Source organism: Oceanobacillus halophilus (genome assembly GCF_003628505.1).
In the GTDB taxonomy this organism is placed as follows: Bacteria; Bacillota; Bacilli; order Bacillales; family Amphibacillaceae; genus Oceanobacillus; species Oceanobacillus halophilus.
The window spans coordinates 13,063-25,476 of the sequence record NZ_RBZP01000019.1 but is presented as its reverse complement, the minus strand read 5'-3'; the positions used below and the strand labels follow the sequence as shown (position 1 = coordinate 25,476).

The window sequence follows — 12,414 nt, the reverse complement described above, 5'->3', positions numbered from 1 at the left end:
TATTCGACAATATTCGGGGAGTGCCAGGCACCTTCAAAGAAAAAAGCAGCAACTGCATACTTATACAGGTGCTGCTTTTTCATGTTGTTGAATTCGCGATTCTTTATAGAAAAATATGAAGGCAGGGTGGGACGAGGAACCTGTCCCCGTGTCCCCCCCCAGGCGGACAAGTTCGTGTCCCCTTTCTCTATACGCCTAAGTACTGTGTTTCTTCTGATAGGGTTTTGCCTGTTTGTTTTAATAGGTCGATATAGTAATCTAGTTTTTGGTCGCTGACGTTGGCGATTAGGGTGGAGATGCTTAGGGCGCCAAGTACTTCTTGATCTTTGTTTATGATGGGAACTGCGATGCAGCGAACGCCTGGTTCGTTTTCTTGGTTGTCCACCGCATATCCTTGGTCCCGGACTTTTTCCAGTTCTGTCATACACTCTTCTTCATTACGAATGGTTTTTTCTGTTATTTGCACATATTCGTAGGCGTCCAGTAAATCCCAGAGTTTTTCTGGTTTTTGGTAGGCTAGTAGAATTTTCCCGATAGCTGTTGCATGTAGGGGGATTCTACGGCCGACTCGTGAATAACGGATGACTGCTTTTTCCCCTACTTCCTTATCAATGTACACTCCGGCTTTTCCATCTAATACCCCAAGGTGGCATGTTTGCCCGGTTTTTTCCGCTAAAATGGTCAGGTGTTTTCTGGCAAGTTTTCGTAAATCCATGGAACTAATGACTAAGTTTCCTCGTTCTACCAGCTTGATTCCAAGTCTGTACTGCCCATTTTCTGGGTTTTGTTCGATGTAGCGATATTCCTGAAGTGTTTTTAAAAGAGAATGAACGGTGCTTTTATGCAATCCCATCCTTTCGCTAATTGTTGTGATTTTAAGCTCTTTCGTATGGTCATCAAATAAATCTAAAATCTTAAGGGCGCGTTCTACCGACTGAATAATAGGCATAATCAACTCTTCCTAACTGTTTGATATTATAAAACCGAACACTATAATAAATAACCTCTTACAAATTAATCTTAGTATAACCCCTGTTGAAAAGCAATCCTCTGTTGCTTTGGTTCAAACTAATTTGACTATGTCGAATAATGTTCACATGTGAAAGGCTTTTCACATCAGAAAAAATGTGTTATGATTCATTTATGTTACGAAATAACAGAACTGTGTTTTATATTATAAAACAAATTAATAAAAATGTAAATAAAGTATGATAAAAATCAACATTAGTTTTATAATGTCGAACAAAATATAAGTAACATACATACAGGAGACAATAAATCTCCTCATCATCTTCGCCAAATCTGTATCGTTCAGAAAGGTCTGATGTGAAACAGTAAAAGAAGAACACATACCAATTAAATGAGAAGAAAAGGATGTCAGTCATATGCCAAAAACTGTTAAATTTAAAGGGATTTTTCCACCTGTATCTACCATCTTTAATGAGAATGGTGAATTCAGCCAAGAAGAGATGGCGTACGTCATGGATTCATTAATTGATTCCGGTGTAGATGGGTTATTTTTTCTAGGAACTGGTGGAGAATTTTCCCAAATGTCCGTAGAAGAAAGAAAAGAAGTTGCAGCATTTACCGTACGTTATGTGAATAATCGGGTTCCCGTACTAATTGGAACGGGTAGTACGAGTACACGTGAAACCATTGCTTTAAGTCAGCATGCGGAACAAGTGGGAGCAGATGGGGTCGTTATCGTTAATCCATATTATTGGAATTTATCCGAGGAAAATCTATTTAACTACTATAGTGATATTGCACAGTCTATCGAACTTCCTATTATACTCTATAATTTCCCTGATCGAACGGGACAGGACTTGACGGCCGATTTCGTTCTTCGTCTAGTTGATCAGCATCGTAATATTGTTGGAATTAAAGAAACCGTTGATTCGATTGGACATATTAACGAGATGATTCTAAAAGTGAAGAAGCAACATCCGAACTTTTCCGTGTTCTGTGGTTTTGATAATCATTTATTAAATACATTACAGCTCGGTGGGGATGGAAGCATCACAGCAAGTGGAAACTTTGCCCCTGAATTATCAGTAGGTATTTATCAATCATTCCTTCAGGGGGATCTTAAGAAAGCGGTTTCTTTACATAAACGATTGTCTGTCCTTCCACTTCTATATCAAGTTGACAGTCCATTTGTCAATGTAGTGAAAGAAGCAATGAGACTGTGTGGAATGACTATATCAACTTATGTTCAGCCTCCTACCAAACCACTTTCTGAAGAAAAAATAGAAGAAGTGAGAGAAATATTGGAGTTAGCTGAGGTAATCTCCACAACAACTGTGAGATAATCGATGAGAAAAAATTTATAAAAATGGAGAGATATTATGTCATTGAACGAAATTTTTGGTGAAGAAGATTCATCTTTATATAAAGTAAGAACACATGCCAGTGGGCCAATTGGAACTTTGCCGCTTACTCCGCAAATGCTCGAGGAGGCACCAAGCGGGGACTTATTTGGACTTTCCCAAAACGTAGGAATGGGATGGAAGCCAAAGGATCTCATTGGAACACAAGTCCTCATTCTTGGAACCAAAGGCGGGATGCGCGACCATAATGGCAGTCCCTTAGCGTTAGGGTATCACACCGGACACTGGGAAGTAGACCTGTTAATGCAAGAAGCTGCGGAAGAAATCCGAAAAACGAAAGGGGTTCCATTTGCCGGATTTGTTACCGATCCATGTGATGGACGTTCACAAGGAACATTAGGAATGTTTGACTCTTTTCCTTATCGAAATGATGCAGCTATCGTTTATCGACGACTCATTCGTTCGCTGCCAACGCGTGAGGCGGTCATGGGAGTTGCAACTTGTGATAAGGGATTGCCAGCGATGACGATTGCCCTTGCAGCTATGCATGATTTGCCAACGATTATCGTCCCTGGTGGCGTAACCTTGCCACCAACTAATGGGGAGGACGCTGGGAAAGTTCAAACCATTGGTGCCAGATTTTCGAATAATGAACTTACTTTGAAAGAAGCAGCAGAACTTGGCTGTGTGGCGTGTGCTACTCCAGGTGGTGGATGTCAATTTCTAGGTACGGCAGCCACCTCGCAAGTAGTGGCAGAAGCACTTGGAATGTCCGTGACACACGCCGCGCTAGCCCCGTCTGGTCAGCAAATATGGGCCGAAATGGCAAGACAATCTGCACGTGCTACGCTTGAAATGGAGAAAAACGGAATTACGACGAAGGATATTTTGACAGATAAAGCGATAGAAAATGCCATGGTTCTTCATGCGGCATTTGGAGGGTCTACGAATCTATTGCTTCATATACCAGCGATTGCACATGCTGCAAATTGCACCATTCCTACTGTAGAAGATTGGGTACGAATTAACAAGAAAACGCCACGATTGGTCAACGTACTGCCAAATGGACCTGATCCACATCCAACCGTTCGCGTATTCCTAGCTGGAGGTGTTCCGGAAGTTATGCTTCACTTGCGCAAGTTAGGTCTTCTGCATGAAGATGTACTAACAGTGACTGGAAATACGCTTGGGGAAAACTTAGACTGGTGGGAACAATCGGAACGTCGTACGCAAATGAGAAAACGTTTAATCGACGCAGACGGAGTCAATCCAGATGAGGTGATTATGAATCCGGAACGAGCAAAAGAAAGAGGATTAACGTCAACGGTTACATTCCCAACTGGAAATATTGCGCCGGAGGGTTCTGTCATTAAATCTACTTCCATTGATCCATCTGTGATTGGGGAAGATGGAGTGTATCGTCATACAGGCGTTGCCAAAGTCTTTAACTCAGAAAAAGCAGCGATTAAAGCGATAAAAACAGGCGGAATTGAAGCTGGTGACATCATGGTTGTCATGGGAGGCGGCCCTTCTGGAACAGGTATGGAAGAGACGTACCAGCTGACATCCGCACTAAAATATTTACCATTCGGAAAACATGTATCTCTGATTACCGATGCTCGGTTCTCAGGTGTTTCGACCGGAGCGTGTATTGGACATGTAGGACCAGAAGCGTTGGATGATGGTCCAATTGGAAAACTGCGGGATGGCGACGTCATTGAAATCGTTGTCGATTGCCAGGAATTGGTTGGTACCGTTAATTTTGTTGGAACGGAAAACAATCGAGTTTCCATAGAAGAAGCGACAAAACAGTTAAATCAACGGAGCAAGCATCCGGAACTGCAGCCAGACCCAAATCTTCCTGATGATACCCGTCTATGGGCGGCCTTGCAATCCGCAAGTGGAGGAACATGGCGCGGGAGTATCTATGATGTCGACCGGATTATAGAGACGTTGGAAGCAGGTAAGAAAGCGCTGGCAGAAGAAGCCGGTGAAAAAGTTTTGAAATAAATGTAGCAAAGAAAAACAAACTCTACAACAATTGAGGAGGAAACAAGATGGCTAAAAATTTGCAAGTGGATTCCATCCCCGAACAAGCACCAAAAGTCGTGGGCGAAAATATCGGGCTCAAGGAAAAAATTGGGTACGGTACAGGTGACTTAGCGAGTAACTTTATTTGGACAGCGATGACGACCTTTATCGTATACTATTACACAGATATTATTGGAATTGCAGCAGGGATTGTCGGTTCAATTATGCTATTCTCTCGTGTTTTTGATGGTGTTTCCGATGTGTTGATGGGATATGTCATTGATAAAACGAAATCCAAACACGGGAAAGCTCGTCCGTGGCTGTTATGGCTAGCTATTCCGTTTGCTATTTCAGCAGTACTATTGTTTATGGTTCCTAATGTTAGCACACTTTGGCAAGTTATTTATATTGCGGTTACATACAATATTGTCTGCCTTGTTTATACTGGATTAAATGTTCCGTATGGTACGATGAATTCCTTAATCACTCAGGACCAGTATCAACGTTCCGTGTTAAATGTATTTCGTATGAGTCTTGCATTAGTTGGTACGTTAATTGTTAGTAACTTAACATTGCCAATGGCTAATCTATTTGGCGGACAACAGTTTGGCTGGGTTCTAACTTTCCTAATCTTTGGTGTGATTGGTAGTTCTTTATTCATTTTCTGTTTTAAAACCACGAAAGAGCGAGTGAAACCAGTAGATAAGAAACAACAGGTTCAAGCCGTTCCATTGAAAGACAGTTTGAAAACACTTGGAAAAAATAAATATTGGGGTCTTGCAACAGCGTTTATTTTACTTACTTATATTTTCAATGCGCTAAACTCAGGTGCAGTTGTTTATTACGCAGAGTATATTTTGGATAATACGTTATTGGTTGGTTTAGTTACAACAGCTTACACTGTTTTCATCCTGGTAGGTATGGTTGTGGTTGCCCCGATTACGAAACGATTTGGTAAAAAGAATGCTATTATTGTCGGAGAATTAATTACCATTGTTGGTTATTTAGTTATGTTAATCGATTTGACTAGTGTTACCCTTATCGTAGCTGGAACGATTATTAGAGGTATCGGGAAAGCACCGATTAATGGAAGTATGTTTGCTTTACTTGGAGATACCATCGAGTACGGCGAATGGAAAACAGGTATTCGTAACGAAGGAATGGTATACAGTGGAGGTAGTATGGGGATAAAACTTGGTAGTGGTCTAGGTACAGCAATCATCGGTTGGGTACTTGCCTTTGGTGGCTATGTTGGTGGTAGTGCTGTTCAAACCGATGCAGCAATCTTATCTATCCAATCTATTTTTGTCTACATTCCACTAGGTATCACCATCTTAATCCTAGTAATGATGTTATTCTATGATTTAGATAAGAGATATCCTCAAATCATTAAAGATTTACAAGCACGTCATGCACAAAATGCTTAAGCAAAGATAGAAATCATTTTAACTAGGCCTGGAAATTTTCTTGTTCTTTAAATCTCCAGGCCTTCCATAGAAAGGAAGATATTCATGGGGAAAATCATCAATCCGGTACTTCCGGGCTATCATCCAGATCCATCTATTTTACGGGTAGGAGATGACTATTACATCGCTGTTTCCACGTTTGAATGGTTTCCTGGAGTACAAATCTATCATTCTAAGGATATGGTGAACTGGAGACTTCTAACCTATCCACTGACACGTGAGTCACAATTAAATATGATTGGAAATATTGATTCGGGTGGGGTTTGGGCTCCTTGTCTAAGTTATTCGGATGGAATTTTTTATCTAATTTATACCGATGTAAAAAGCAGAATGGGAGCTTTTAAAGATACCCATAATTACCTGGTTACAGCTGAAAATATAGAAGGTCCATGGTCGGAACCGGTCTACTTAAATAGCAGTGGGTTTGATCCATCTCTATTTCACGAAGACGATGGCAGCAAGTGGTTACTGAATATGATTTGGGATCACCGAAAAGGAACCAATTCCTTTGCTGGTATTGCCATCCAGGAGTTTTCTGTAGAAGAGAAGAAACTGGTAGGTCCGGTGAAAAATATTTTCAAGGGGTCCAGTTTAGGGTTAACAGAGGCTCCGCATATTTACAAACGAAATGGCTACTATTATTTAATCACTGCAGAGGGTGGAACTTGGTACACACATGCAGCTACGGTAGCGAGGTCTAAATCTCTATTCGGTGCCTATGAAATTGATCCAACCAATCCAGTTCTGACATCTGATCAGGATGATAGGAGTGAATTGCAAAAAGCTGGCCATGGAAGTTTAGTAGAAACACAGAATGGCGAGTGGTATATGGCTCATTTAGTCGGACGACCAGTTGTTGATAATAAATGTATCTTAGGTCGGGAAACAGCCATTCAAAAATGTTATTGGACAGAGGATGACTGGCTTCGAGTAGAAGGTGGCCCGCACCCACAAATGGAAGTAGAGGCGCCCGATTTACCGGCACATCCATGGGAACCGGAAAGTAATTATGATGACTTTAGTGAAACAAGTTTGAAAAAATACTGGAATTCATTGAGAAGAACATTCTCAGAAGACTGGATTTCGCTTTCTGAACGTCCTGGTTATTTACGACTAAAAGGTGGGGAATCGATGCAATCTACCCACCATCAAAGTCTTCTCGCGCGCAGGCTAGAAAGCTTTTCCGCTGATGTAGAAACAGAAGTGGAGTATAATCCCGAACATTTTCAACAAATGGCAGGTCTGATGGTTTATTATGATACCGATGATTACGTGTACCTTCGAGTTACGGATCATGAGGAACATGGTAAATGTATCGGAATTATCGAAACCAAACATGGAAAATACGATGAACTGTTAGAGAAGGATATTGCTCTAACTGCTCCATCCACCAAATTAAAAGCCAATATTGAGAATCAGTACCTTCAGTTCTCGTTTGCCGATGGAAATGGGCCATTTCAAGAAATCGGACCTAAAATCGACATCAGTCATCTCTCCGATGACGACGCAGACTACATCCGATTCACCGGAACATTTGTAGGAATCGCAGCACAAGACCTTAGTGGGCAAAAACACCACGCCGACTTCAACTATTTTAACTATCGCTAGAGGTACGTGATAACTGGGGGACGGAGGGACAGGTTCCTTGTCCCGGTAGTGGAGTTAATTATAAGGGGGACGGAGGGACAGGTTCCTTGTCCCAGTAGTGGGATTTATCATGTGTGATGTAAATAAGCAGCACTCTAAAATATTGAGTGCTGCAGTTTTTTTATGTAATTGAATTTTTATTTTTTATCAAAAATGTTAAGGCAAGGAGGGGGACGAGGAACCTGTCCCCGTGTCCCTTTTGTTCAATAAGAAGTCACATAAGGAAAGTAAATTAAATGTACATTTATTGTAAAATTAAATTAGAAGTATTTAAAGTGTTGTGAAGTGAGGGTTAATGTAACACGTAGATAATCAGAAATTTGTAGTTGAGATTATACTAGAAGGAGGTAAGAATAAATGCATACTAGGAAACGAAAATTTATTGTTACTTTTATTGTAGTCATAATTGTCCTACTGTTTTTAATACCCTTTGGTCTTGCAGCAATGATATATGAAGATAATTTTGGTGATCGCTATGAAACATATGCGCCAATGGCTAGAAGCATTGATGAATTTGTTGGGTTAAATATGCAAAAACATACATTTACATCAAATCGAGAGCAGAAACTTGTTGGTTATAAATATTATAGAAACCTTGAGAATATCAAAGGCGTTGTAGTTATCTCGCATGGTCTGGGCGGCGGAGGGCATAACTCATATATGGATGTAGCAGACTACTTTGCTTCTAATGGATATGTTGTTTTTGCTTACGATGCAACAGGAAATGATGAAAGTGAGGGGAGTTCTGTAAAAGGAATTCCACAAGGTTTAATAGATTTAGATTATGCAATTCAATACGTGAAACAAACATCTGACTTTGATGATTTACCCATCATGCTGTTTGGGCATAGTTGGGGCGGATATTCTGATGGAAGTGTTTTAAATCTTCATCCAGATGTGAAAGCAATTGTTATGGTCGCGGGCTTTAACAAATCTATGGATATAATTGAGGAAGAAGGTAAAAAAATTGCTGGTGATGGAATTAGTATTCTTCTACCATACATTTCTTTATATGAGAAAATTAAGCTTGGAAGGTATGCCTCCTATAACTGTATTAATGGATTTGAAAACACAGAGGCAGGGGTGATGATTATACACAGTGCAGATGATGAGATGATTTCACAAGAAAAGGGCTTTGACGTTTTTTATGACCATTATAAGAACAATCATAGATTTAGTTTTGTGAAATATGAAGATAGAGGACATGATTATATTTATTACTCTGATAGATCACGTGAATATAAGGAGGAGTTTAATAGAAAATCCGATGAATATTTTAATTCTTTAGATGAAGAGTTTACTAGTGAATTAAAGGAATCATATTTGAATGATAACCTAGATAAAAAAATTTTGTTTGATCTTGACGAAGAACTTATGAACAGTATGGTGAAATTTTATGATAACAACATTAATTAGCAAACGTGGTGAGTAGGGACGGTTCTTGTTGGTTAATTTTTTGAGAACCGCCCCTGTTTTTGGATAAAGATAGTCAAACAAAAAGTGCAGCCGATGCATATTAATGCGGGCTGCACTTAATTGTGTAAGTTTGCTTCAGAGCTAAGAACAGATGGGACGAGGAACCTGTCCCCGTGTCCCTAAGCAATCCGGTCAATTTCATCTTTCATGTGTTTGTCGGCGTGTGATCTTCCATATTTCGCCATGGATATATTGTATAGAATTATTCCGAGAATGACCCAAAGGCCGACGATGATCCATTCTGGGCCGCCTAAGGAAGATGGCATGCCTGGTAAATAAAGGGTGGTTACTCCGATGGCCATAATGGCTGCAATCCAACCGAGAAGGCTGCCGCCTGGAAGTTTAAATGGCCGTTTCATGTCTGGCGCTTTTTTCCGCAATATGATAAACGAAATAGCAACCATTGCCCATGCAACTACTAAGCCAAGTCCTCCTGCGTCAACAAACCATACAAGGGCAGGTCGACCTAATAATGGAGCAGCAGTGGATAAAACGGCGATTAAAAGAATCGCTTTATGTGGGGTTTTGTATCTCGGGTGAAGCTCTCCTAGTGATTTAGGAAGCATTCCAGCTCTAGCAAGTGCATATATTGCTCGACTTCCGCCTACATAAAACCCTAACCAACTAGTTAAAATCCCGCCAATTCCACCAAGAACAAGGACATTGCCCATCATTTGACTTCCACCAAAAGCAGTCGCCATGGCATCAGCCGTTACTAATTCTGATTCCCCAAGCTGGGCAGGACTTAAAACTCGTGAAACACCAAATATAATGGCAATATACCAAACGACGGCTAAAGAAACAGCGAAAAGTAACAACTGTCCGATCCGCTTTTGCGGTAAATTAATTTCTTCTGCTGCTTGTGGAATAACATCAAATCCAACAAACATAAAAGGGGTCATGATTACGACAGTTAAAATACCTGCCATCCCATTTTCAAATAATGGTTGCATATTCTCTGTGGTTCCTGAAACAGTGCTTCCGGTAATCAGCATGACACCGGCTAATAAAATCATTAAGGTAAAAATCATCGTAATTGCAGAGGTGAATTTTATTCCACGATAATTAATCCAGGCAATGATAATCGATCCTAAAATACCAGCCCCGGCCCAAGTAATCGTTACATCCCAACCGGCAATCGTGTATAAATACCCCTGACTAAAGTTAGGTACCAAATACTCAAAAACTGTTGGCAATGCAACGGCCTCGAATGCAATAACCGATACGTATCCGAATATAATGGCCCATGTAGCGATAAATGAGGCAACTCTTCCCATTGCCTTGAATGTATATACATGTTCTCCGCCAGCAAGCGGAAGTGCCGAAGCAAGCTCCGCATAAGTAAGCCCAACTAGTAATACAAGAATACCGCCAATGACAAATGCTAAAATGGCACCAAGTGATCCAGCTTCTGTGATCCACAATCCTGTTGTTACAACCCATCCCCAACCAATCATCGCACCAAAAGCCAGTGCAATTACATCTTTATTACCAAGGATTTTTAATAATTTTTGATCCTCTCTCATCCGGTTCCCTCCATTTTAAATTTTTATGGTTTAAACGGTTGTAAGCCCTTCTTTTACTTCTTTAATTGCTCCTTTTAATCTCTCTAGCAGTGAATCGATTTGTGATGGATTGATAATTAATGGCGGTGAAAAGCAAATAATATCGGTCCCTTCATAAGTTACTGCCCTGCAGATAACGCCTCGTTGGTGAAGTGCCTCTATCACTTTCGCAGCCACTTGATAGTCGGGAGAGAAACGTTTATTTGTTTTAGGGTCTTGAACCAGTTCGACAGCACCTAATAGACCGATCGTCCGAACATTACCCACTATGTCAATTTCTTCTTTCAGTTTCTGAAAGCCCTTTAGCAATTCCTCTCCCATTTTTCTGGAGTTTTCCACTAGTTCTTCCTTTTCAATGATCTCCAAATTTTTTAATGCCACAGCGGCTGCGGTTGGATGTCCGCTATAGGTATAGCCATGAAATAATGTCCCTTTTGACTTTTCCTTTAAAACGTCATGGATATGATTGGAAACGATGACGCCTCCCAGTGGCACATACCCACTTGTTACCCCTTTTGCAAAGGACATTAAGTCTGGTGTAACACCCCAGTTTTCCACGCCAAACATTTTCCCGGTACGGCCAAATCCGGTAATGACTTCATCCGCAATAAGCAAAATTCCGTATTCATCACAAACGTTTCGGACTTCTTTAAAGAAATCGGAAGGAGGAATTAAGACACCGCCAGCACCTTGCACAGGTTCAGCAATAAAGGCAGCAATTGTCTCAGGTCCTTCTGCTTCAATTAACTGACGAAGAGAAACAATCGCTTTATCTGTCCCGTTTTCATACGGTGTATCCGCATGGTGAAAATCTGTCATCATCTGTCCTGCCATATTCCAAAACTCAGGAATACCAGTAGCACTTGTCGAAGCAGCAGCAACACCATGATATCCCCGTTTCAATGAGATAATCTTTCTGCGATTTGGTTGATCCTGTATTCTCCAATAATGACGGACCAGTTTAAATGCCGTATCATTGGACTCTGACCCACCAGATGTGAAAAACACCGCATTCAAGCCTTTGGGAGCAAGAGAGGCAATTTTTTCCGCGAGCTTTATGGCAGGCTCATGGCTGAACGTTGAAAAAGCAGAACTGAAAGCAAGCTTTTTCATTTGCTCCGCAGCGGCTTCTGCAAGTTCTTCTCTTCCATGACCAACATTCACATTCCATAAAGACGACATCACGTCCATGTAAACGCTACCATTTTTATCCGTTAAATAAATCCCTTCCCCTTTCTCTACAATAATCTTCGCACCCTTTTCCTGTTGCTGCTGAATAGATGATGTTGGATGAATAAAATGCTTCTTGTCTAACTCCAATAAATGTTCCATTGTCATTACCTCCTCGTATTTTTTCCTTAAAAAAACCAGCAATATAAACAGGAGAGTCGTAGAGCGTCCTCCTGAAAATACAACTGGTTTTATCTAAGGGATTGCTCTATTTCAGCAATAGAGTCAATTAGATTAAGCAGTCAGCTTGTTTTCTGTTAATTTTTAATTTACCAAAAACTTAACAGAGTGTCAATGGTGTATTTTAAATAATTTTTTTAAAATATGGTGTGAGTTGGGACGCGGGGACAGGTTAGTCGTCCCGAGGTTGGGGCGGTTGATAGAGGGATCGAGGCGGTTGATAGAGAGAGCTGGGCGGTTGATAGAGAGAGCTGGGCGGTTGATAGAGAGAGCTGGGCGGTTGATAGAGAGAGCTGGGCGGTTGATAGAGAGAGCTGGGCGGTTGATAGAGGGATCGAGGCGGTTGATAGAGGGAACGAGTCGGTTGATATAGAGAGTGAGTCGGTTGATATAGAGAGTGAGGCGGTTGATATAGAGAGTGAGGCGGTTGATATAGAGAGTGAGGCGGTTGATATAGAGAGTGAGTCGGTTGATATAGAGAGTGAGGCG

At 40.9% G+C, this 12,414-nt stretch carries 9 protein-coding genes; 6 read left to right on the top strand and 3 right to left on the bottom strand.

Annotation, left to right across the window (positions count from 1 at the left end; genetic code table 11):
* Nucleotides 1-187 precede the first annotated feature (187 nt).
* Complete coding sequence (locus D8M06_RS16225) at nucleotides 188-949, bottom strand: IclR family transcriptional regulator (protein ID WP_121205636.1); 762 nt, start codon at nucleotides 947-949, stop codon at nucleotides 188-190.
* A gap of 436 nt (nucleotides 950-1,385) precedes the next feature.
* On the opposite strand from D8M06_RS16225, the gene dapA reads away from it, so the two are divergent.
* From dapA to D8M06_RS16200, 5 genes are all read left to right on the top strand, one after another.
* Complete coding sequence (dapA, locus tag D8M06_RS16220) at nucleotides 1,386-2,312, top strand: 4-hydroxy-tetrahydrodipicolinate synthase (protein WP_121205635.1); 927 nt, start codon at nucleotides 1,386-1,388, stop codon at nucleotides 2,310-2,312.
* A 36-nt stretch (nucleotides 2,313-2,348) separates the two neighbouring features.
* Nucleotides 2,349-4,340 carry a YjhG/YagF family D-xylonate dehydratase gene (locus D8M06_RS16215; protein ID WP_121205634.1) on the top strand — a complete coding sequence of 664 codons (1,992 nt, stop codon included), beginning with the start codon at nucleotides 2,349-2,351 and terminating at the stop codon, nucleotides 4,338-4,340.
* A 47-nt stretch (nucleotides 4,341-4,387) separates the two neighbouring features.
* Nucleotides 4,388-5,788, top strand: coding sequence for an MFS transporter (locus D8M06_RS16210; protein ID WP_121205633.1), 1,401 nt, complete (start codon nucleotides 4,388-4,390; stop codon nucleotides 5,786-5,788).
* 84 nt (nucleotides 5,789-5,872) lie between these two features.
* On the top strand, nucleotides 5,873-7,435 hold the full coding sequence (locus D8M06_RS16205; RefSeq protein WP_121205632.1) for a glycoside hydrolase family 43 protein: 1,563 nt from the start codon (nucleotides 5,873-5,875) through the stop codon (nucleotides 7,433-7,435).
* A 396-nt stretch (nucleotides 7,436-7,831) separates the two neighbouring features.
* Nucleotides 7,832-8,890, top strand: a complete 1,059-nt coding sequence (locus D8M06_RS16200) for an alpha/beta hydrolase family protein (RefSeq protein ID WP_121205631.1) — start codon at nucleotides 7,832-7,834, stop codon at nucleotides 8,888-8,890.
* 179 nt (nucleotides 8,891-9,069) lie between these two features.
* On the opposite strand, the gene D8M06_RS16195 is transcribed toward D8M06_RS16200, so the two are convergent.
* Nucleotides 9,070-10,476 carry an APC family permease gene (locus D8M06_RS16195; protein WP_121205630.1) on the bottom strand — a complete coding sequence of 469 codons (1,407 nt, stop codon included), beginning with the start codon at nucleotides 10,474-10,476 and terminating at the stop codon, nucleotides 9,070-9,072.
* 30 nt (nucleotides 10,477-10,506) lie between these two features.
* Nucleotides 10,507-11,847, bottom strand: a complete 1,341-nt coding sequence (locus D8M06_RS16190; RefSeq protein ID WP_194074646.1) for an aminotransferase family protein — start codon at nucleotides 11,845-11,847, stop codon at nucleotides 10,507-10,509.
* Between the two features lie 274 nt (nucleotides 11,848-12,121).
* Between D8M06_RS16190 and D8M06_RS19890 the strand changes: the two genes are divergently transcribed.
* A complete protein-coding gene (locus D8M06_RS19890; RefSeq protein WP_158591806.1) occupies nucleotides 12,122-12,298 on the top strand; it encodes a hypothetical protein in 177 nt (58 codons plus the stop codon).
* Nucleotides 12,299-12,414 lie beyond the last annotated feature (116 nt).